Raw genomic sequence first — 20,651 nt, forward strand, 5'->3', positions numbered from 1 at the left:
ACAGACCAATAGCCTGCCTAGGATGCAGCCATTCGCCAAGGATATTTTTCCATGTACCTACCCCGCGCTTTCGCCGAAGAAGACCTGCCTACCCTGCACCAGCTGATCGGGGAAACCCGCCTTGCCACCCTGGTGACCTACGGGGAGCGCGGCCTGCAGGCCAATCACCTGCCGCTGTCGTTCACCCCGGACCAGGGCCCGTACGGCACCCTCTACGGCCACCTGGCCAGGGCCAACCCGCAATGGCAGGAACTGGCCAGCGGCGCCGAGGCGCTGCTGATCTTCCAGGGCGCCGAAGCCTACGTCAGCCCGTCGCTGTACCCGAGCAAGGCCGAGCACGGCAAAGTGGTGCCGACCTGGAACTACGTGAGCGTGCATGCCTACGGCGTGGCCGAGGTGTTCCACGATCCGCAGCGCATCCGCGAAGTGGTCAGCGCCCTGACCGACCAGCATGAAGCCGGCCGCGCCAGCCCCTGGAAATTCGAGGACGCCCCCGCCGAGTTCATGGACAGCATGCTGCGCGCCATCGTCGGCTTCGCCCTGCCGATCCAGCGCCTGGAGGGCAAGCGCAAACTCAGCCAGAACCGCACCGCCACCGACATCGCCGGCGTGCGCGAAGGGTTGGCCGCCAGCGCCGATCCCCATGACCAGAGCATTTCCCAACTGATGCGCCAGGAGCAGCCATGAGCCAGATCCAGATTCGTCCCGTCACCGCCGCTGACCACGCAGCCTGGCTGCCGCTGTGGCAGGCCTACCTGCGTTTCTACGAGACCGAGCTGGCCGACGCGGTCACCCGCAGCACCTGGCAGCGCTTCCTCGATCCCGCCGAGCCGACCCATGCCGCCCTGGCCTGGGACGGCGAGCAGGCGGTGGGCATGGTGCATTTCATCTACCATCGCTCCAACTGGAGCATCGAGAACTCCTGCTACCTGCAGGACTTGCTGGTGGTCCCGGAGCAACGCGGCACCGGCGTCGGTCGCCAACTGATCGAATTCGTCTACGCCACCGCCAAGGCCGACGGCTGCTGCAAGGTCCACTGGCTGACCCACGAAACCAACGCCACTGCCATCCAGCTCTACGAGCGGATCGCTGAACGCCCGGGTTTCATTCAATTTCGCAAAGCCCTTTAAGCGTTCAAGGAGAACCCATGCCGACCTCACTCGCCGATTGGAAAGGCGTACCGCCGCCGTCCACCACCCTGCTCGAAGGGCGCTTTATCCGCCTGGAAAAACTCGACCCGGCGCGCCACGCCGACGACCTGTGGCACGCCTTCCAGGGCCCGGGCGCCGACCCCAAGCTGTGGGACTACCTGCCCTACGGGCCCTTTACCGAGCGCAGCGCCTTCAATGACTGGCTGAACAACCATGCGGCCAACAGCGACCCGTATTTCTTCAGCGTGGTCGACCGGGCCAGCGGCCAGGTGCAGGGCCTGCTCAGCCTGATGTCGATCGTCCCGGCCCAGGGCCGCATCGAGATCGGCCACGTCACCTTCGGCGCGCCCATGCAACGCTCGCCCAAGAGCACCGAAGCGGTGTACCTGCTGGCCAAGGAAGCCTTCGCCCTCGGTTATCGCCGCCTGGAGTGGAAGTGCAACAACGCCAACGCCCGCTCGCGTTATGCGGCCGAGCGCCTGGGTTTCAGTTTCGAAGGGGTGTTCCGCCAGCACATGGTGGTCAAGGGCCAGAACCGCGATACCGCCTGGTATTCGATCCTCGATTCCGAGTGGCCGAAGGTCGGCGCCGGGTTCGAGCGCTGGTTGAGCGAGGACAACCAGAGCGGCTCGGGGCAGTTGAAGGGGTTGGCGGAGTGCCGGGGGTAAACCGCTGTAGCCGCTGGCGCAGCCTGCAATAGACCCGCAGGGTCTTTGGCGGTTGCAGGATCCCCGCGAGCGTGCCGCTCGATCGCAGCCTTCGGCAGCGGCTACACAAAGCATGGAACACGGCTCCATTATCGTGCCCGGCACTGCCCCTGTAGCCGCTGGCGCAGCCTGCGATAGACCCGCAGGGTCTTTGGCGCCAGCAAGATCCCCGCCGAGCGTGCCGCTCGATCGCAGCCTTCGGCAACGGCTACACAAAGCATGAGCACGGCTGCATTATCGTGCCCGGCATTGCCCTTGTAGCCGCTGGCGCAGCCTGCGATAGACCCGCAGGGTCTTTGGCGGTTGCAGGATCCCCGCGAGCGTGCCGCTCGATCGCAGCCTTCGGCAGCGGCTACATAGAGCATCGAGCGTGGTCGGGATATAGGAGTCGCACGGTTTAGGCCAGCTGCTGCGCCAGCACCGCAATGTGCTCCGGCCCGATACCGCAGCAACCGCCCAGGTGGCTGGCGCCGCGTTGCCGCCAGTCGGCCGCCCATTGCAGGTAACCCGGCGGGTCGAGGTCGTCGCGCAGCGGGTCGAGGCCATCGTTGGCCGTGGCTTCTTTCGGTTGCGGCGGGAAGGCGTTGGCATAGGCGCCGATATGGATCTTCACCCCCAGCCGCTCGAAGGTTACCCGCGCCGCGTCGATCGCCGCGCCTATCACTTCCGGCTGGCTGCAATTGAACAGCAGGGTTTCCACCCCCAGCTCGGCGGCCACCGCCGCCGCGTCCGCCACCGGCTCGCCGGAGCGCAGGCGTGGCACCTGGTCAGGGTTCTCATCGTGCAAGGTGAACGATAGCCAGAAGGGTTTGCCGTCCTTGGGCAGGCCGGCATGGATCGCCCGTGCCTCGACCGTGGAGCTCTGGGTTTCCGCCAGCCACAGGTCGACATGCGGAGCCAGGCCGTTGACCAGCGGCGCCAGCAACTCGGCGGCGCGATCGGCCTCGAACAGGTCCGGGCGATAGGAGCCGAACAGCGGCGGCAGCGAACCGGCTACCCGCACCGGCTTGCCGGAAGCCTGGACCGCGCGCCGCGCCAGTTCACCGGCCAAGGCCGCCAGCGCCTGGCCTTCGGCGGCAAAACGCGCTTCGCCGATGTGGAACGGCACCACCGCGTAGCTGTTGCTGGTGATGACGTTGGCACCGCTCTCGATATAAGCCGCATGCACCGCTTCCACTGCCTGCGGCGCTTCGCTCAGGGCCAGCGCCGACCACTCGGGCTGCCTGAACGGCGCCCCGCGGCGTTGCAGTTCACGACCCATGCCGCCATCCAGAATTACCCTGCTGCCTGTGCCCATATGCTCTTTACTCATATGCTTATGAAAATAACTCACTATCTGAGTCGCTCTTATAACTATTTAATACGCACCATTCAGTTAATAACAACCTTTTTTCTGCCCGGGATTCCAATGAAATTCAAACCGCTGCTGGCCCTGGGCCTGACGATTCTCGCTGCCTCCAGCCAGGCTTTTGCCGGTGCCACGCTGGACCGTATCGAACAGAAAAAAGAGTTGGTCGGCGTGCTGATGGAAAGCTACCCGCCCTTCTCCTTCCTCAACGATCAGAACCAGCTCGATGGCTTCGACGTCGACGTGGCCAAGGCCGTGGCCGACAAACTGGGGGTGAAGCTGCGCCTGGAAACGCCGTCCTGGGACGTGATCGCCGCCGGCCGCTGGAGCGGCCGCTACGACATCTGCATCTGCTCCATGACCCCGAGCAAGGCCCGCGCCGAAGTCTTCGACTTTCCGGTGCAGTACTACACCTCGCCAGCGGTGATCGTAGTCAACGCCAAGGACGATCGTATCCACGGCGCCAAGGACCTGAGCGACAAGAAGGTCGGCCTGACCAGCGCTTCCAGCTACGAGAGCTACCTGAACAAGAACCTGGTGATCGAGGGTGCCGAGGACACCCGGTTGCAGTACCCGTTCGACAACGTGCAGATCGCCCCGTACGACACCGACAACGTGGCCTTCCAGGACCTCGGCCTGGGCGCTGGCGTGCGCCTGGACGCGATCCTCACCAACCTGGTAACGGCCCAGCCGCGCCTGGCCCAGGACCCGCGTTTCAAGCTCGCCGGCGAGCCGCTGTACGCCGAACCCAACTCGGTGGCCATCGAAAAAGGCGACGCCCAGTGGCATGCCAAGGTCCGTGAAGTGTTCGCCCAGCTGAAGCAGGACGGCACCCTGAGCAAGCTCTCGCAGAAATGGATCGGCGCCGACATCAGCCAATGACTTCTCTTTCGCAACCGCCCCGGCCACCGCAAGCGCTGGCCGGGCCACGGGTCAAACGCCTCTTCGGTTTCCGCGCCCGCCTATACCTGACCTGGGCGGTGCTGTTCGGCCTGTTCGCCAGTTTCTTCCTGAGCTTCGACCTGAAGTTCTCGATCATCCTCGACAAGCTGCCCAACCTGCTCGGCCTGACCCTGGCCCCCAGCGGGTTTCTGCAAGGCGCGGCGCTGACCCTGTTCCTCTGCCTCTGCTCGATCGTGCTGTCGTCGCTGCTGGGCTTCGTCACCGCGCTGGCCCGGTTGTCGAAAAGCGCCGTGGCCTTTGGCATCGCCAGCTTCTACGCCTCGTTCTTTCGCGGCACGCCGCTGCTGATCCAGATCCTGCTGATCTACCTCGGCCTGCCGCAACTGGGCGTGGTGCCGGGCGCCATCGCCGCGGGGATCATCGCCCTGTCGCTGAACTACGGCGCCTACCTCAGCGAAATCTTCCGCGCCGGCATCCTCGGCGTGCCCCACGGCCAACGCCAGGCGGCCCTGGCCCTGGGCATGAGTGACAGCGTGATCTTCTGGCAGGTGACCCTGCCCCAGGCCATGCGCACCATCATCCCGCCGGCCACCAACCAGTTCATCTCGATGCTCAAGGACTCGTCGCTGATCTCGGTGATGGGCGTCTGGGAAGTGATGTTCCTGGCCCAGTCCTACGGCCGCTCCAGCTACCGCTACATCGAAATGCTCAGCACCGCGGCGATCATCTACTGGTTGCTGTCGATCGGCCTGGAACTGATCCAGGCGCGGATGGAAAGGCATTACGGCAAGGCTTACGCCCAGCGCGACTGAGGCTCAGTGAGGTGCCGAGGGTTCGGGCGTACCCGGCCCCTTTTCCAGGCGCTCGAGATCACTGAGCAGCGAGCGGGCGCGACTGGTTTTCTGCACGGCCAGCACCCCCATCTGCAAACCGAAGGGCTTGAACACCGCGTTCAACGACTTGAGGGTCGGGTTGCCGTCACCGTGTTCGATGTGGATCAGGGTGCGCAGGGAGATCCGGCACATCCTGGCGAACTGGCTCTGATGCAGCCCCGTGACTTCGCTGCGCAGGCGCCTGACCGCATCGCCAAGCGGCAAGCGGCCGGCCGCCAGCTCCTGCTGGATGTTGTCGATCAGCGCGCCGCGTTCTTCCAGGGTTGTACTCATCGCAGTCCCCACTCCTGCAGGCGTCGGTCCAAGTGGCGCAAGTGAATGCGCGGATGATTCAGGGTGGCGTCGGGCAAGCCGCTGGCGTGCAACAGGTCCGGCAAGGCCCGTAGCCGTTCGGCATCCTCCCGCAGGCGTGTCAGGGCGGCTTCAGGGTCGAGCAGCGGCTTCAGGCTCGCGCATACCAGGCGCCAGTCCACGTCACCCGCCACTTCCATGCGCCCGGGCCATTTGATGGTCCGGGTAATGCCCTCATCGTCCATGACCGTGGGTGCCAGATCGTAGATCGGCGCCAGCTGCACCCGACTGTCGGTGCGGATGATCGAGAGGTTGCGTCCATGATTGTCCGAGTTGCCGAGGATCTTGTTGAGCAGGTCCCGGCGCAGGTAATCCGCCACCAGCTCGGGGATCGCCGATTCCTGGCCCGTGGCTCGCCACAGTTCGGCGAGGATCCCCAGCACCTCGGTGTGCCGCATGCCCTGGCCATGGCCCACCAGCCCCGCCAGGGAATAGATCGACTCCACCGCCAGGCGCTCCACCCCCGCCGGCGTTACCCGACGGTCGAAGCGCTGCATCCACAGGCTGGGCCTGGGTCCTTCTTCCAGGGCCAGGCCCTCGGCCGGCAGCGTATCGATGCCCAACTGTTGCAGCGCCCGGTAATAGTGGAATTCGCTCCTGAGGATGTCGCCGTCATTCTGCGTGGCCGGGTTGCGGGGAAACTTCACCCACCAGTGGCACGCCGCCGAGGCGTCGTCGAGCAGCGCATCGGGGTACAGCAGGCCCTCGCGGTTTTGACTCAGCAGCAGCTTGGGCGCCTCACCGCCGATGCTCGCAGTACCGCCGAACGCCGCGCCCTGCTCGTGGGCGTACTCGAGAAAGCGATTATCGAGGGCGATCACCTGGTCCCGGGAAAACCCCAGCGCCGGACGCCTGCGCAAGCCCGCCAGCGACTCCTTGATCCGCAGGTTGCCGATGGGCGCCGCAGTGGACCGACTCAAGAGGAACAACTCGACGCCCATGCCGTCCGGCCGCTCGTGGCCAATCTGGCGCAGCAGGAAGCGCCCGGTCGCTGCCGCCGGGGCAAGGTCATAGAGAAAGGCCGGGGCTCGTTCTTCCCGCCACGATTCCCAGCCCAATGGGATCTGCGCACTGACCGACCTGGCCAGCGGGCTGGCGACAGCCTCCAGGTTATCCACCAGGTACTGCTGGACATAACCAAAACGGCAGGGGCTGGCGAAGCCCTCTTCGGGCCTGTCGAAGGTCAGGGTCATGGCGTCGTTCCATGCCCCTGCGCAGTAGAGCTGCAACGTCAGCCGAAGCACTTTATTACCTGCATTTTAGTGCACTTTTAATGAGCCATAAGCCAGTTAAGTGTATTGTAATGCAGATATACAAAATCCAGAACGAAATAAGTGCATTAAAATACATTCACATGATGCTCGTTCCAGCCTGGAAATATCCCTCAAGCCGCCTGTAGCGGCACGCGCATTGCCCCCCGCCGCCCCGGCAACAGGCAAAAAAAAGGGAGGCCGTAGCCCCCCCGAGGTAAACAGTTACCGATGAAGGATTGAAAATCAGCCTTCGATCTCGATCAGGATTTCGCCCGGATTGACCCGGTCGCCCTTGGCCACGTGGATGGCGGTGACCTTGCCGGCGATGGCCGCCTGGACTTCGGTTTCCATCTTCATGGCTTCGGTGATCAGCACCGCCTGGCCAGCCTTGACGGTGTCGCCTTCCTTGACCAGCACGTCGACGATGTTGCCCGGCATGGTGGTGCTGACGTGGCCCGGCGCGCTGGCCTGCTTGCGCTTGCTGCTGCCACCGCCGACGAACTCGTTGAGCGGCTCGAACACCACTTCTTCCGGCATGCCGTCGATGGACAAGTAGAAGTGGCGCTTGCCTTCGGCCTTCACGCCGACACCGGTGATGTCGACGCGGTAGGTCTCGCCGTGCACGTCGATGACGAACTCGGTCGGTACGCCTTCGCCGCCGGCCGAGGTCACGCCGCCCGCCTCCGGAATCGGCAGCAGCACTTCCGGGGTCAGGGTGCCGGCTTCGCGTTCTTCGAGGAACTTGCGCCCGATGTCCGGGAACATGGCGTAGGTCAGCACGTCTTCTTCGGATTTGGCCAGGGCGCCGATGTCATTGCGCAGCTTGGTCATTTCCGGCTTCAGCAGGTCGGCCGGGCGCACGTCGATCACTTCTTCGCTGCCGATGGCCTGGCGCCGCAGCTTCTCGTCCACCTCGCCCGGTGCCTTGCCGTAGCCGCCTTGCAGGTACAGCTTCACTTCGTTGGTGATGGTCTTGTAGCGCTCGCCGGCCAGCACGTTGAAGAACGCCTGGGTGCCGACGATCTGCGAAGTCGGGGTCACCAGCGGCGGGTAGCCGAGGTCGTGACGCACCCGCGGGATCTCCGCCAGCACTTCGTTCATGCGGTTCAGGGCGCCCTGCTCCTTGAGCTGGTTGGCCAGGTTGGAAATCATCCCGCCCGGTACCTGGTTGACCTGCACCCGGGTGTCGACCGCGGTGAATTCGCTTTCGAACTGGTGGTACTTCTTGCGCACAGCATAGAAGTACAGGCCGATCTCCTGCAGCAGTTCCAGGTCCAGGCCAGTGTCGAATTCGCTGCCTTTGAGGGCGGCGACCATCGACTCGGTGCCCGGGTGGCTGGTGCCCCAGGCGAAGCTGGAGATCGCGGTGTCGATATGGTCGGCGCCGTTCTCGATAGCCTTGAGCTGGCACATCGCGGCCAGGCCGGCGGTGTCATGGGAGTGGACGAACACCGGCAGCGATTGCTCGGCCTTCAGCGCCTTGACCAGTTCGCCAGTGGCGTAAGGGGTCAGCAGGCCGGCCATGTCCTTGATCGCCACGGAGTCGCAACCCATGGATTCCATCTGCTTGGCCTGGGCCACGAACGCCTCGATGGTGTGCACCGGGCTGGTGGTGTAGGCGATGGTGCCCTGGGCGTGCTTGCCGGCGGCTTTCACCGCTTCGATGGCCACCCGCAGGTTACGCACGTCGTTCATGGCGTCGAAGATGCGGAACACGTCGATGCCGTTGACCGCCGCCTTGGCGACGAAGGCCTTGACCACGTCGTCGCTGTAATGGCGGTAGCCCAGCAGGTTCTGCCCGCGCAGGAGCATTTGCAGGCGGGTGTTGGGCAGCGCGGCGCGCAGTTTGCGCAGGCGCTCCCACGGGTCTTCCTTGAGGAAGCGCACGCAGGCGTCGAAGGTCGCGCCGCCCCAGACTTCCAGCGACCAGTAGCCGACTTTGTCGAGCTTGTCGCAGATCGGCAGCATGTCTTCGGTGCGCATGCGGGTCGCCAGCAGCGATTGGTGGGCGTCGCGCAGGATGGTGTCAGTAACAAAGATCTTCTTGGACATTCTTATCTCCTCATAGCGACAAGCTTCAAGCTACAAGCCGCAAGAAAAAGCCGATCTGCTTCTACTTGCAGCTTGCCGCTCACAGCTTGCCGCTGCATTCAAAGGCCTGCGTGGGCGGCGATGGCGGCGGCGATGGCCAGGGCCAGCTCTTCGGGTTTGCGCTTGATCGAGTAGTTGGTCAGCTCAGGGTGGCTTTCCACAAAACTGGTGTTGAACTGGCCGCTACGGAATTCCGGGTTACGCAGGATTTCCTGGTAATAGGCGGCGGTGGTCTTGACCCCTTGCAGACGCATGTCGTCCAGGGCGCGCAAGCCACGGTCCATCGCTTCTTCCCAGGTCAGGGCCCAGACCACCAGCTTCAGGCACATGGAGTCGTAGAACGGCGGAATGGTGTAGCCGGTGTAGATCGCCGTGTCGGTCCGCACGCCGGGGCCGCCGGGCGCGTAGTAACGGGTGATCTTGCCGAAGCTCGGCAGGAAGTTGTTCTTCGGGTCTTCGGCGTTGATCCGGAACTGCAGGGCGAAACCACGGTGGTGGATGTCTTCCTGCTTCACCGACAGCGGCAGGCCGGAAGCGATGCGGATCTGCTCGCGAACGATGTCGATGCCGGTGATTTCTTCGGTGATGGTGTGTTCCACCTGCACCCGGGTGTTCATCTCCATGAAGTACACCTCGCCGTCGGCGAGCAGGAACTCCACGGTACCGGCGTTCTCGTAGCCCACGGCCTTGGCCGCGCGCACCGACAGGTCGCCGATGTAGGCGCGCTGTTCCGGGGTCAGTTGCGGGCTGGGGGCGATCTCGATCAGCTTCTGGTTGCGGCGCTGAATCGAGCAGTCGCGCTCGAACAGGTGCACCACGTTGCCAAAGCTGTCGCCGAGGATCTGCGCCTCGATGTGCTTGGGATTGACGATGCACTTTTCCAGGAACACTTCGGCGGAACCGAACGCCTTGGTCGCCTCGGAAATCACCCGTGGAAACGCCTGTTCCAGTTCGTCGCGGCTGTTGCAGCGGCGAATGCCGCGGCCGCCGCCGCCGGAAGTGGCCTTGAGCATCACCGGGTAACCGATGCGGTCGCCTTCGCTCAGGGCTTCATGGATATCGGCGACGTTGCCTTCGGTGCCCGGGGTGACCGGCACGCCTGCCTTGATCATGCTGCGGCGGGCTTCGGTCTTGTCGCCCATGCGGCGAATCACTTCAGCCGATGGACCGATGAATTTGATCCCACGTTCGGCGCAGATCTCCGCCAGCTCGGCGTTTTCCGAAAGGAAGCCGTAGCCGGGGTGCAGCGCGTCGCAGCCGGTTTCCACGGCCAGGTTCACCAGCTTGCGCGGGTTCAGGTAGCCGGCCAGGGGTTCGGCACCGATGCTGTGGGCTTCATCCGCGCGCTTCACATGCAGGGCATGGCGATCGGCGTCGGAGAAGATCGCGACCGAGCGAATGCCCATCTCGGCGCAGGCACGCACGATTCGTACGGCAATCTCACCACGGTTGGCGATCAGGATCTTTTTTATCACTTGGAGGTACCCTTGAGCCGTTGGAACAAACAACCCGCTGGGTCTGTACGAAAAGTGGCTGCGCTCGGCCATGCTGCGTTAAAAACAGGCTCGGAATGCTCATTTAGGTCCCTAAACTCCGCTTCCTCGCCTGTTTTTGCCTTGCCTGACCTTCGCTCGCCTACTTTTCGTACAGACCCTCGACCGGGTCGGCGCGTGACCAAATGTTTCAAGCCAGTCGCAGGCCCACACTATTCCTGTCGATGAATTAACAAAAATCAATAATTATTGGGTCGCTCATAAGCAAAGACTTATAGTTGATCCGACAGCCCTCGGCGCGAGACCTTAGATAATGCGTAAGTCCTTGATGCGTATGACATTACGCCAATTGCAGATTTTCAATGAGGTCTGCGATCTGCGCTCCTACAGCCGGGCGGCCGACGAAATGTCCCTGACCCAGCCCGCCGTCAGCCTGCAGATTCGCCAGCTGGAAGAGCTGATCGGCCAGCCCCTGTTCGATTACGTCGGCAAGAAGCTCTATATGACCGAAGCCGCCGAGGCGCTGCAGCGGGCCAGCCGCGACATCTTCGGGCGCCTGGAAAACCTCGACATGCAACTGTCGGACATGCAGGGCTCCTTGCAGGGCCAGCTGAAACTGGCGGTGGAATCCAGCGCCAAGTACTTCGTGCCGCACCTGTTCGCCGCCTTCAAGCGCCAGCACCCGGAGGTCAACCTGCAACTGACGGTGGTCAATCGGGGCCAAGTGATCCGCCGCCTCTCGGACAACCGCGACGACCTGGTGATCATGTCCATGGTCCCGCAGGACATGGGCCTGGAATTCCTGCCGTTCCTCAATAACCCGATCGTCGCCGTGGCGCCGCCCGACCATCCGCTGTGCCACCTCGGGCCGCTGCGCCTGCAGGACCTGGAACCCTACAACCTGCTGGTGCGCGAACAGGGTTCGGGCACGCGCCTGGCCTGCGAGGAATATTTCAAGGAAAAGCGCGTGCACTTCACCCAGACCCTGGAAGTGTCGTCGGCCGAGGCTCAGCGCGAGTGTGTGCTGGCGGGTCTGGGCGTGGCGCTGTTGACGCGCCACGCCCTGAACCTTGAGTTGGCGACCGGGGGACTCGTCGAGTTGCCGGTCGAAGAGCTGCCGTTGTATCGCAGCTGGTGCCTGGTGCAGGCCAAGGCTAAACGCCTGTCACCGGTAGCGCATGCGTTCCTGGGGTTTATCCGCAGCGAACGGGTGCAGATCAGCGGGCTTGTTGAACGTTTTGACGGGAAGCTGCCGAGGCTGCCTGCCAGTAATTGACGGCGTCCAGCTCGGGGTAGTCGTTGATTTCCTGCTGCAGACGGCGCAGCTCACAGCGATGTTCGATCGCGCGGCGAAATTCCATGCGGCGCTGGTCTTCCTGTTGACGACGGGTCTTGACTGCGCTGTTGCTCTCTTCGTAAGGCCGGGCCATTTCGAGTCTCCCAATGCGAGTACGGGAGTACAAGATGCGCCACCTCGATGACAGTTGTACGTCACTGGGGTAACAGAACGATGAAGCTTGCGGCTGCCCGGCAATGATCAACGGACCTGCTGCGAGTCATGCCGGTAACGATCCGGGCTCAAGGCCTTCAAGATGACTTTCTTCTGGGCATCCGACAACTCATGATAGGAACGCAAGTGCGGGTTCAGCCGAAAGTACAGCTTGAGGCCACCGAACAGTGTTTGCGCGTACAGGATTTCATCCCGCAAGACTTCATAAGGCGTCGCGGTATGCATACTCAGCACCGAGCGCCCCCGGTCCTTGCCCTTGATGGCCTTGCAGATCAGCTTGCCGAACTGGGCCTCATCGCTTCCCGACGCCAGCAAACTGAAGAACTCTCCCATGAACTCGTTGAGCTTTTTCAGGGGATTGCACAGGTTCTCCAGGGGAGTTCGCGTCAGCTCCAACATATCGTTGTTGAACTCCCTGATCGAGGAAAACACCGCTTGCACCGGGGCCGACCATTCAGGCGGCTCACTGAATGGAGTGAAAACCGTAGGCAGGGCCACATGCAGCTCACTGAGTTGTCGTTCAGATTCAATTCTTTTGTTGATCAAGGGGTTCAGGCATCCGTGGGGCAAGGTTTTTTCCTGCGAAATCTCGAGCGCAATAACATAAGACGCAGCATAGAACCCCAAATGCCCCAACTGCTGTTTGTCCGAGTACGGCAAGACGTTTCGATAAAACGCCAGGGACCGGGCAGTCTCGCCATTCTCCAATGCCAAGACGGCACGCGCCTGCCACGCAAAGGCCTCGAACAGCCGGTAATCCGGATGCTGCTCCAGCTTCGAGAATGCCTGCTCGATCGCCACGGGGTCCCTGTACTCCTCTTCAGTGGCCAGAACAAGCTGGTACAAGGGTTCGAACGCCTCCACTGACCGTGCGCCGACTTGCTGGGAAAAGATAGCGAACTGGCGCTCAAGATGGCCATTTCCACTGGCATCCGGCAATCCGGAAGCAATGAAGCCATCGAACAGCCCGATATGCGAAGTAGCCAATCGATCGGGCTCGCGGTGCCCGCAGAATGCTTCGTAGTGGTAACGAAAACGTTCTACCAGGGTGACCTTCGAGTCCATTCGGGCAGAGCCATACATCTCGGAAAAACGACTCAGCGCGGTCGCCGCCGTATAGGCGCAACGAACGGTGTCCAGCAGCTCCTGCTGCTCTGCTGCGGTCAGCTTGCTGGATGAAATCTCTGCCCTCAGGCCTTCGACTTCAGCGTTGATCGTGGAGATTTTCTTATGGGATTTATCGCTGACCTTGTCCAGGGCATAGAAAAAATCCGGAGCTTCTACCGTGGCTGGAACCAGGCTTTTTATATAGGCCTTTACCGCAGCCGCTCGTATACCGCTGGCACCGTGGCTGACCAGCAGTGCGTGGAAATGATGGAGCGTCGTTTGAGGAGAAAGCTTGCCGCTCAACCGATGCAGAAGCACGGCCAGCTGCGGCAGTACCCAGATATCCAGAAACCGGGCTATTCCCGTTGCGTAATCCTGGTAAGTGATGATCGGGCGTGACCTCAATATCGAGAAGATATGCTCGTACTGACTCAGATAGTGCTGGAGCGTACTGGCCAGCGCCTTGTCATCCTGCACCAGGTACCTGAGCAGGTCCGGCAGCAGCCCCTGCTCCACTTCATTGTTTTTCCTGAAGTACAGCTTCTGCTTAGCCTCATAGGACCTGAGCCCGGAAAAGCCATCAGCAGTGGAAGTCACCAGTCCTGCTCCCCAGCACAACACCTCGAAGACTTCAAAATACGCTGGAATCCTGACCATCGACTGTCGCTCCTTGAAAAATGGACACCGCCTCCTCGGATTTCCGGTCAACCGGAAAATGCCCGCTCTCTATTATCGCCCTCGCAACACTCAGCTGGACAAACCCATTCCTGTTTCCTTTTGGAGAGCGTCACCATGGCCACACCCGAACACGAAAAATTCCCCGGCGAAGCACCTGCCGGGCAACCCACGGTCTTCAGCCCAGACAAGGAGGACACCCTCGCTGCCAGTCAAAGCCAGGAGCCGGCACCTGACGCGGCGGCCGACCCCGATGAAGTCGATGAAATCATCGATGAGATCGCCGAGCACCAGGATCTGCTGGAAAGGATCCACGCCAACCTGAGCGCCAAGCAGCGGCGCATCGACGATCTGTCGGACGACGACACTTGCTACGAAGGTTATGGCGAGGAACTGGTACGGCTCGAGGAGGCCGACGAGCAATTGCTGGCCGCGGAAAGGCTGCTGGATTTCAAGCCGGACAACGCGGCCCTGAGCCGGGCGCGCTGCCTCAGCGAAAACGCGGCGGGCACCCTGATGGAAGTGAAGCCGGACGACCTCGATGACCAGGATCAGGACGACGCCGCGCTGCCCTAGCCCGGATGATCACCCAGGCGCTGCCGGCAGCTCAGTCGTCCAGGGCTTTTACCGACTTGGGCGACAGGCGCAGGCTGCGAAGGCTGCGCTTGACGCTCTTGAGGTGGTTGACCAGGCTCGGGCCGCGGGCCATGGCCACGCCCATCGCCAGCACGTCGATCACCACCAGGTGGGCGATGCGCGAGGTCAGCGGGGTGTAGATTTCGGTGTCTTCGTGCACGTCGATCGCCAGGTTGACGGTCGACAGCTCGGCCAGCGGCGTCTGGCTCGGGCACAGGGTGATCAGCGAGGCGCCGCTTTCACGCACCAGGTTGGCGGTGATCAGCAGGTCCTTGGAACGCCCGGACTGGGAAATGCAGATCGCCACGTCGGTGGGCTTGAGGGTCACCGCCGACATCGCCTGCATATGCGGGTCGGAATAGGCCGCCGCGGTCAGCAGCAGGCGGAAGAATTTGTGCTGGGCGTCCGCCGCCACCGCACCCGAGGCGCCGAAGCCGTAGAATTCCACGCGCTGGGCCTGGGACATGAGGGTCACAGCCCGTTGCAACTCCACCGGATCGAGCTTCTCGCGAACCTCCATCAGGGTGTGCAGGGTGGTGTCGAAGATTTTCAGGCTGTAGTCGGCGACCGAGTCGTCTTCATGAATCGCGAACTGGCCGAAGCTCGCCCCGGCGGCCAGGCTCTGGGCCAGCTTGAGCTTCAGGTCCTGGAACCCCGAGCAACCGATGGCGCGGCAGAAGCGCACGATGGTCGGCTCGCTGATACCCACGCTGTGGGCCAGGTCGGCCATGGAACTGTGCATCACAGCCGCAGGGTCGAGCAGCACATGATCGGCGACCTTGAGCTCCGACTTGCGCAAGAGATGGCGTGATTGGGCAATGTGCTGCAACAGATTCAAAGGGCTGGACTCATTGTTATGGGGCAGACGCCCAAGGATGTAGCAATTTTGTAGTTATACTACATGAATTCGCTTTTTGCCTGCTCAATGCGTAACTGAATCACCTTTGCGCCCCACTGTTTTAGCCTTGCCTGCTCTTTGTAGCTGCTGGAGCCGGGCAGCCGGTATTCGTAAAAACTTCAGATACTCCTGGCCTTTTGTGGCCGCTGCGCAGCCGATCGCAGCCTGCGGCAGCGGCTACAGGGTCTCGGCCCGCAACAGCGCCGCAAGCCCCTCGGCTTCCACCGGCCGACTGATCAGGTAGCCCTGCACCTCATCGCATTTCTGCTCCTTGAGAAATGCCAGCTGCTCCGGATGCTCCACCCCTTCGGCCACCACCTTCAGCGACAGCCCGTGGGCCATGGCGATGATCGCCCGGGTGATCGCCGCGTCGGCGCTGCCTTCGCTCAGGCCGCGGATGAATGCCTGGTCGATCTTCACGTAGTCCACCGGAATCCGCTTGAGGTAGCTCAGCGAGGAATAACCGGTGCCGAAGTCGTCGATGGCCAGCTTCACCCCCAGGTCACGCAGCTGCTGGAAGGTGGAAACGATGTGTTCGACGCTGTCGAGCAGATGGCTTTCGGTCAGCTCCAGCTCGAGGAAGTGCGGCGCCAGCCCGGTCTCTTCCAGCACGCTGCGCACCTGGCTGACCAGCTTGCCCTGGCGCAGTTGATGCACCGACAGGTTCACCGAGACCCGAATCGCCGGCAGCCCCTGGCGCTGCCACTCGCAGGCTTGCCAGCAGGCCTGGCGCAAGACGAATTCGCCGATCGGGCCGATCAGCCCGATCTCTTCCGCCAGGCCGATAAAGTCCCCCGGCGGCACCCGGCCCAGGTCGGGATGGTCCCAGCGCACCAGGGCTTCGGCGGCGTTCAGGCGGCCGGTGGCGAGGCACAGTTTCGGCTGGTAGAACACCTTCAGCTGATGCTCCTCGACCGCCTTGCGCAGCTGGTTCTCCAGTTGCAGGCGCTCCAGGGTGCTGGCTTGCAGGCTGGCGGTGTAGAACTGGAAGTTGTTGCCGCCCAGGTGCTTGGCGTGTTGCATGGCGATGTTCGACTGGCTGATCAGCGCCGGAATTTCCCGCGCGCTGTCGGGCAACATGCTGATGCCCATGGAAGCGCTGACCACCAGCTCATGGCCTTCCACGGTGATCGGCAAACGCAGCTTCGCCGACAAGCGGGTGGCCACCCGGGTCAGGCTCGACAGGCTGCCATAGGCATCGAACAGCACCGCGAACTCATCGCCGGACAAGCGGGCAATGGTGTCGGCTTCCGGCAGCGCGTTGACCAGCCGCCGCGCCATTTTCTGCAACAGCTGGTCGGCGATGTCGTGGCCCAGGCTGTCGTTGAGCAGCTTGAAACGGTCCAGGTTGATATGCACCAGGGCCAGGCTGCGGCCGCCCTGGCGCATCCGTTGATGGGCTTCGCGCAAGCGTTCGCGAAACAGCGAACGGTTGGCCAGGCCGGTGAGCTCGTCGTAATGGGTCAGGTAGCGCATGCGCTCTTCGGATTCGCGCCGCGCCGACAGATCGGCGAAGAAGCCCACAATATGGCTGACCTTTCCCCGCGTATCGCGCACCACGTTCAATTGCAGCCACTGCGGGTACAGCTCGCCGTTCTTGCGCGCCTCCACCAGTTCGCCCTGCCAGCTGCCGTGCTGTTCGAGGGCTTGATGAATCACCGGAAAGTGCCGCCGTGCGTCGCGGCTGCACGGCAGGTCGACCACATTGCGCCCGAGCATGTCCTCGATCTGGTAACCGGTAACCCGGCTGAACGCCTGATTGACCGCCAGCAGCACGTAATCGGGGTCGAGGATCACGATGCCCTCGCTGGCCGCCTCGAACACCATCGCCGCCAGGCGACGCTGCTCTTCCTGTTGCTTGCTGGCGCTGATATCGCGCCGGGTGCCGACCATGCGCAACACCCGCCCGCCTGGGCCGCGCTCCACGGCGCGGCCACGGTCCTCGATCCAGACCCAGTGGCCATCGGCATGCCGCACGCGATATTCCACCAGGTAATCCTCGGTGCGCCCCTTCAGGTGCTCCACCAGCGCGCGCTTGAGCAGCGGCAGGTCTTCGGGATGCAGCAGCGGCTTGAGGTGGCTGAGCATCGCCCGCACGAACTCCGGCTCCAGGCCGAACAGCTCCTTGATATGGCTGTGATGGACCTCGTCGGTCTGCAAGTTCCAGTCCCACAGCCCCAGCTGGCTGGCCTTGAGGGCCAGGGCCAGGCGCGCTTCGCTCTTGCTCAGGGCCTGGTTGGCCGCATCCAGCTCGAGGCTGCGCTGGGCCACCCGGCTTTCCAGGCCGACCTGGGCTTCGCGCAATTGCTCTTCGGCGCGGCGACGCTGCTCGACCTCCCGCAGCAGCTCGCTGTTGAGCTGTTCGCTGCGGCTCTGCGCCTGCTGCAGATGTTCGATCAGGGCCTGGTTCTGGAAACGCCGCAGCAAGCCCATCTGGATCAGGCGGTTGACCTGCCAGGCCACCACGCTCAGCGACACCAGCAGGATCAACCCCAGCCAGCCCCAGCCGCGCTGCTGCTCGTCGCCGCCCCAGAACAGGTAGCCGATCGCCGGCAACAGGCAGGGCAAGGTAAAGGACAGGAAGGCCGGCAGGCTGACCGCGTAGGCCACGCTGGCCGAGAGGATCGCCGCGCCGATCAGGCCGAAGACCCAGGCCTGCTGCAGGAAATTGTCGGTGGGCATCAGGGCGATGCCGGCGCAGGCCAGGGTCAGGCCGCTGACGGCGGAGCCGAGCAGGAACATGCGGCGCCAGACCGGTTGCGCCTGGCGGCTGGGAATCGCCGAGTCGAACGCCGCCACCTGGATCACCCGCAGGGCGACCAGGGCCAGCAACCAGACCATCCACACGCTGACCAGCCAATAACGCTCGGGGCTCCACAGCAGCCAGGCGCAGACCAGGCCGTTGAGCAGCATGAACAGGGTGGGCAACAGGGAGCCCTGATAAAGCAGGCGCGTGCGCTCTACCGCCATCTCCATGGCGTATTGCTTGCGAACAACCCGAGGCTCCACGGAGGGTCCGGACGGGCCAGTGCTGAGTGTCATAGGCAGTGTTCTTATAATGATTGAGCCCGAAACGTCGCCGGAGCATACACAAGCAACCGCCCGGACCAAACTGCCTGGAATCATAAAATCGGCAAATCCGCGCGAGCGCCGATCCCTGCGAAATTCCTCCAGCCAAGCCCGGCCAACGGCTGCAGCCCGTGACCGACCGGTCGTCCCCGGCGTTCTTTTATCGGCTAAACCAAAGCTTGGTTTGCCCGGTGTGCGCCAGCCCCCTAGAATGCCCCGATGCGCGATGATCTCTCCCTTCTGCTGAACTCCCTCAACGATGCCCAACGCCAGGCCGTAGCCGCCTCCTTGGGTCGTCAGTTGGTCCTGGCCGGTGCTGGCTCCGGTAAAACCCGAGTGCTGGTGCACCGTATCGCCTGGTTGATCCAGGTCGAGAACGCCTCGCCCCACTCCATCCTGTCGGTGACCTTCACCAACAAGGCCGCTGCCGAGATGCGCCAGCGCATCGAGCAGTTGATGGGTATCAACCCGGCCGGCATGTGGGTCGGTACCTTCCACGGCCTGGCGCACCGCCTGCTGCGGGCGCACTGGCAAGAAGCCGGCCTGAGCCAGACCTTCCAGATCCTCGACAGCGACGACCAGCAACGCCTGGTCAAGCGCGTGATCCGCGACCTCGGCCTGGACGAGCAGCGCTGGCCGGCCCGGCAGGCCCAGTGGTTCATCAACGGGCAGAAGGACGAAGGCCTGCGTCCGCAACACATTCAAGCCAGCGGCGACCTGTTTCTGGCCACCATGCGCGGCATCTACGAAGCCTACGAGGCCGCCTGCCAGCGCGCCGGGGTCATCGACTTCTCCGAGCTGCTGCTGCGTGCCCTGGACCTGTGGCGCGACCACCCGGGCCTGCTGGCGCACTACCAGAAGCGTTTCCGCCACGTGCTGGTGGACGAATTCCAGGACACCAACGCCGTGCAGTACGCCTGGTTGCGCCTGCTGGCCAAGGGCGGCGACAGCCTGATGGTGGTGGGCGACGACGACCAGTCGATCTACGGCTGGCGCGGCGCGAAGATCGAGAACATTCACCAGTACTCCGAAGACTTCCCGGACACCGAAGTGATCCGCCTGGAGCAGAACTACCGCTCCACCGCCGGCATCCTCAAGGCCGCCAACGCCCTGATCGCCAATAACACCGGGCGCTTGGGCAAGGAGCTGTGGACCGACGGCGGCGAAGGCGAAGCGATCAACCTGTACGCCGCCTTCAACGAACACGATGAAGCGCGCTACGTGGTGGAAACCATCGAAAGCGCCCTGAAAACCGGCCTGGCCCGCAGCGATATCGCCATCCTCTATCGCTCCAACGCCCAGTCGCGGGTGCTGGAAGAAGCGCTGCTGCGCGAGCGCATTCCGTACCGCATCTACGGCGGCCAGCGCTTCTTCGAACGCGCCGAAATCAAGAACGCCATGGCCTACATGCGCCTGCTCGAAGGTCGCGGCAACGATGCGGCCCTGGAGCGGGTGATCAACGTGCCGACCCGCGGCATTGGCGAAAAGACCGTCGAAGCGATTCGCGAACACGCGCGCCACAGCCATGTGTCGATGTGGGAAGCGATGCGCCAGCTGGTGGCCAATAAAGGCGTGACCGGGCGCGCCGCCGGTGCCCTGGGCGCCTTCATGGAGCTGATCGAGCACCTGGCGGCGAAAACCGCCGAGATGCCGTTGCACCTGATGACCCAGACCGTTATCGAGCAGTCCGGCCTGATCGCCTACCACGAAGCGGAAAAAGGCGAGAAAGGCCAGGCCCGGGTAGAAAACCTCGAGGAACTGGTCAGCGCCGCGCGCAACTTCGAGCACACCGAAGAAGACCAGGAACTGACGCCGCTGGCGGCCTTCCTCGGCCACGCTTCGCTGGAAGCCGGCGACACCCAGGCCGACGAGCACGAAGACAGCATCCAGCTGATGACCCTGCACAGCGCCAAGGGCCTGGAATTCCCTTACGTGTTCCTGGTGGGCATGGAAGAAGGCCTGTTCCCGCACAAGATGAGCCTGGAAGAGCCCGGCCGCCTTGAAGAGGAACGTCGCCTGGCCTACGTCGGCATCACCCGGGCGATGCAGAACCTGGTGATGACCTACGCCGAAACCCGACGCCTGTATGGGAGCGAGACCTACAACAAGGTGTCGCGTTTCGTACGGGAGGTACCGAAGGGGCTGATCCAGGAAGTGCGCCTGTCCAACAGCGTCAGCCGTCCGTTCGGCGGTGGCCAGTCGCAGAGCACCAGCAGCCTGTTCGGCGGCAGCGAGATCCCGGACACCGGCCTCAGCCTCGGCCAGGCGGTACGCCACTCGGTATTCGGCGACGGCGTGATCCTCAACTTCGAAGGCGCCGGCGCCCAGGCCCGGGTCCAGGTGAACTTCAGCGAAGGCAGCAAGTGGCTGATGCTCGGCTACGCCAAGCTCGAAGCCATCTGACGCCTTGACCTCCTTCGCCATGCCGGGGCGATGCTTCTGAACCAGAAGCATGCCCCGCGGCATGGGGCGAAATCGGGCTGACCGGCCACTGAGCCGTTGCATCCGCCCAACGGACAAACCTGTACAGGGCCCACTTGCCTCGACCCAAGCTGAACCGTGGCTG

Annotated in this window: 16 protein-coding genes and 1 pseudogene; 8 read left to right on the forward strand and 9 right to left on the reverse strand. The window is 63.2% G+C overall.

Annotated elements, in window-relative coordinates; translation table 11 throughout:
* Positions 1-51: 51 nt before the first annotated feature.
* From CXQ81_RS01665 to CXQ81_RS01675, 3 genes are read left to right on the forward strand one after another with little or no spacing between them, the layout of a single operon-like run.
* Positions 52-687 (forward strand): FMN-binding negative transcriptional regulator, encoded by a 636-nt coding sequence (locus tag CXQ81_RS01665; RefSeq protein ID WP_101336315.1) that lies wholly within the window; start codon positions 52-54, stop codon positions 685-687.
* Positions 684-1,130: a GNAT family N-acetyltransferase gene (locus CXQ81_RS01670; RefSeq protein WP_007927568.1), complete on the forward strand. Its 447-nt coding sequence runs from the start codon at positions 684-686 to the stop codon at positions 1,128-1,130. The genes CXQ81_RS01665 and CXQ81_RS01670 overlap by 4 nt, the downstream gene beginning before the upstream one ends.
* Positions 1,131-1,147: 17 nt before the next feature.
* A complete protein-coding gene (locus CXQ81_RS01675) occupies positions 1,148-1,819 on the forward strand; it encodes a GNAT family N-acetyltransferase (RefSeq protein ID WP_085532737.1) in 672 nt (223 codons plus the stop codon).
* A gap of 436 nt (positions 1,820-2,255) precedes the next feature.
* Here the strand turns inward: CXQ81_RS01675 and CXQ81_RS01680 are convergent, their stop codons facing one another.
* Complete coding sequence (locus CXQ81_RS01680; protein WP_101336316.1) at positions 2,256-3,155, reverse strand: homocysteine S-methyltransferase family protein; 900 nt, start codon at positions 3,153-3,155, stop codon at positions 2,256-2,258.
* A gap of 111 nt (positions 3,156-3,266) precedes the next feature.
* Here CXQ81_RS01680 and CXQ81_RS01685 point away from each other — a divergent pair, with 111 nt between their 5' ends.
* Both CXQ81_RS01685 and CXQ81_RS01690 read left to right on the forward strand, forming a co-directional pair.
* Positions 3,267-4,088, forward strand: a complete 822-nt coding sequence (locus CXQ81_RS01685; protein ID WP_101336317.1) for an ABC transporter substrate-binding protein — start codon at positions 3,267-3,269, stop codon at positions 4,086-4,088.
* A complete protein-coding gene (locus tag CXQ81_RS01690) occupies positions 4,085-4,921 on the forward strand; it encodes an amino acid ABC transporter permease (protein ID WP_101336318.1) in 837 nt (278 codons plus the stop codon). Before CXQ81_RS01685 ends, CXQ81_RS01690 begins: the two co-directional genes overlap by 4 nt.
* 87 nt (positions 4,922-5,008) lie before the next feature.
* Here CXQ81_RS01690 and CXQ81_RS01695 read toward each other — a convergent pair.
* The 4 genes and pseudogenes from CXQ81_RS01695 to CXQ81_RS01710 all read right to left on the reverse strand — a co-directional run.
* Positions 5,009-5,275 (reverse strand): annotated as a pseudogene (locus tag CXQ81_RS01695) (helix-turn-helix domain-containing protein); the annotation flags it as partial.
* On the reverse strand, positions 5,272-6,546 hold the full coding sequence (locus tag CXQ81_RS01700) for a type II toxin-antitoxin system HipA family toxin (protein WP_101336320.1): 1,275 nt from the start codon (positions 6,544-6,546) through the stop codon (positions 5,272-5,274). The gene CXQ81_RS01700 and the pseudogene CXQ81_RS01695, both read right to left, overlap by 4 nt.
* A 303-nt stretch (positions 6,547-6,849) precedes the next feature.
* A complete protein-coding gene (oadA, locus tag CXQ81_RS01705; RefSeq protein WP_101336321.1) occupies positions 6,850-8,658 on the reverse strand; it encodes a sodium-extruding oxaloacetate decarboxylase subunit alpha in 1,809 nt (602 codons plus the stop codon).
* 98 nt (positions 8,659-8,756) lie between these two features.
* The gene (locus CXQ81_RS01710; protein ID WP_062824193.1) at positions 8,757-10,172 is read right to left on the reverse strand and encodes an acetyl-CoA carboxylase biotin carboxylase subunit; all 1,416 of its coding nucleotides are present in this window, start codon (positions 10,170-10,172) and stop codon (positions 8,757-8,759) included.
* 331 nt (positions 10,173-10,503) lie between these two features.
* On the opposite strand from CXQ81_RS01710, the gene CXQ81_RS01715 reads away from it, so the two are divergent.
* Positions 10,504-11,466, forward strand: a complete 963-nt coding sequence (locus CXQ81_RS01715; protein ID WP_028683627.1) for a LysR family transcriptional regulator — start codon at positions 10,504-10,506, stop codon at positions 11,464-11,466.
* Here CXQ81_RS01715 and CXQ81_RS01720 read toward each other — a convergent pair.
* Positions 11,408-11,620: a PA3496 family putative envelope integrity protein gene (locus CXQ81_RS01720; RefSeq protein ID WP_101336322.1), complete on the reverse strand. Its 213-nt coding sequence runs from the start codon at positions 11,618-11,620 to the stop codon at positions 11,408-11,410. The genes CXQ81_RS01715 and CXQ81_RS01720 overlap by 59 nt on opposite strands.
* 107 nt (positions 11,621-11,727) lie before the next feature.
* Entirely contained in the window at positions 11,728-13,464 is a 1,737-nt protein-coding gene (locus CXQ81_RS01725) for a hypothetical protein (protein WP_101336323.1), read from the reverse strand.
* A gap of 135 nt (positions 13,465-13,599) precedes the next feature.
* On the opposite strand from CXQ81_RS01725, the gene CXQ81_RS01730 reads away from it, so the two are divergent.
* Positions 13,600-14,058, forward strand: a complete 459-nt coding sequence (locus CXQ81_RS01730; protein WP_101336324.1) for a hypothetical protein — start codon at positions 13,600-13,602, stop codon at positions 14,056-14,058.
* A gap of 31 nt (positions 14,059-14,089) precedes the next feature.
* On the opposite strand, the gene hexR is transcribed toward CXQ81_RS01730, so the two are convergent.
* Together hexR and CXQ81_RS01740 are read right to left on the reverse strand one after the other, a co-directional pair.
* Positions 14,090-14,956, reverse strand: a complete 867-nt coding sequence (gene hexR / locus CXQ81_RS01735) for a transcriptional regulator HexR (RefSeq protein ID WP_007927594.1) — start codon at positions 14,954-14,956, stop codon at positions 14,090-14,092.
* A 237-nt stretch (positions 14,957-15,193) separates the two neighbouring features.
* Complete coding sequence (locus CXQ81_RS01740; protein WP_101336325.1) at positions 15,194-18,058, reverse strand: EAL domain-containing protein; 2,865 nt, start codon at positions 18,056-18,058, stop codon at positions 15,194-15,196.
* Positions 18,059-18,304: 246 nt separating this feature from the next.
* On the opposite strand from CXQ81_RS01740, the gene uvrD reads away from it, so the two are divergent.
* Entirely contained in the window at positions 18,305-20,488 is a 2,184-nt protein-coding gene (gene uvrD / locus CXQ81_RS01745; protein ID WP_007927596.1) for a DNA helicase II, read from the forward strand.
* The last annotated feature ends 163 nt before the right edge of the window (positions 20,489-20,651 follow it).

The organism is Pseudomonas sp. 09C 129 (assembly GCF_002843625.1).
GTDB classification, from domain to species: domain Bacteria; phylum Pseudomonadota; class Gammaproteobacteria; order Pseudomonadales; family Pseudomonadaceae; genus Aquipseudomonas; species Aquipseudomonas chlororaphis.

Excerpts from the sequence above, each read along its gene's own strand:
- CXQ81_RS01730 (WP_101336324.1), top strand. The coding sequence starts at position 13,600 with ATGGCCACACCCGAACACGAAAAATTCCCCGGCGAAGCACCTGCCGGG.
- CXQ81_RS01700 (WP_101336320.1), bottom strand. The coding sequence starts at position 6,546 with ATGACCCTGACCTTCGACAGGCCCGAAGAGGGCTTCGCCAGCCCCTGC.
- CXQ81_RS01725 (WP_101336323.1), bottom strand. The coding sequence starts at position 13,464 with ATGGTCAGGATTCCAGCGTATTTTGAAGTCTTCGAGGTGTTGTGCTGG.
- oadA (WP_101336321.1), bottom strand. The coding sequence starts at position 8,658 with ATGTCCAAGAAGATCTTTGTTACTGACACCATCCTGCGCGACGCCCAC.
- CXQ81_RS01665 (WP_101336315.1), top strand. The coding sequence starts at position 52 with ATGTACCTACCCCGCGCTTTCGCCGAAGAAGACCTGCCTACCCTGCAC.
- CXQ81_RS01680 (WP_101336316.1), bottom strand. The coding sequence starts at position 3,155 with ATGGGCACAGGCAGCAGGGTAATTCTGGATGGCGGCATGGGTCGTGAA.
- CXQ81_RS01740 (WP_101336325.1), bottom strand. The coding sequence starts at position 18,058 with ATGACACTCAGCACTGGCCCGTCCGGACCCTCCGTGGAGCCTCGGGTT.
- uvrD (WP_007927596.1), top strand. The coding sequence starts at position 18,305 with ATGCGCGATGATCTCTCCCTTCTGCTGAACTCCCTCAACGATGCCCAA.
- CXQ81_RS01720 (WP_101336322.1), bottom strand. The coding sequence starts at position 11,620 with ATGGCCCGGCCTTACGAAGAGAGCAACAGCGCAGTCAAGACCCGTCGT.
- CXQ81_RS01715 (WP_028683627.1), top strand. The coding sequence starts at position 10,504 with ATGCGTAAGTCCTTGATGCGTATGACATTACGCCAATTGCAGATTTTC.
- CXQ81_RS01670 (WP_007927568.1), top strand. The coding sequence starts at position 684 with ATGAGCCAGATCCAGATTCGTCCCGTCACCGCCGCTGACCACGCAGCC.
- CXQ81_RS01675 (WP_085532737.1), top strand. The coding sequence starts at position 1,148 with ATGCCGACCTCACTCGCCGATTGGAAAGGCGTACCGCCGCCGTCCACC.
- CXQ81_RS01685 (WP_101336317.1), top strand. The coding sequence starts at position 3,267 with ATGAAATTCAAACCGCTGCTGGCCCTGGGCCTGACGATTCTCGCTGCC.
- CXQ81_RS01690 (WP_101336318.1), top strand. The coding sequence starts at position 4,085 with ATGACTTCTCTTTCGCAACCGCCCCGGCCACCGCAAGCGCTGGCCGGG.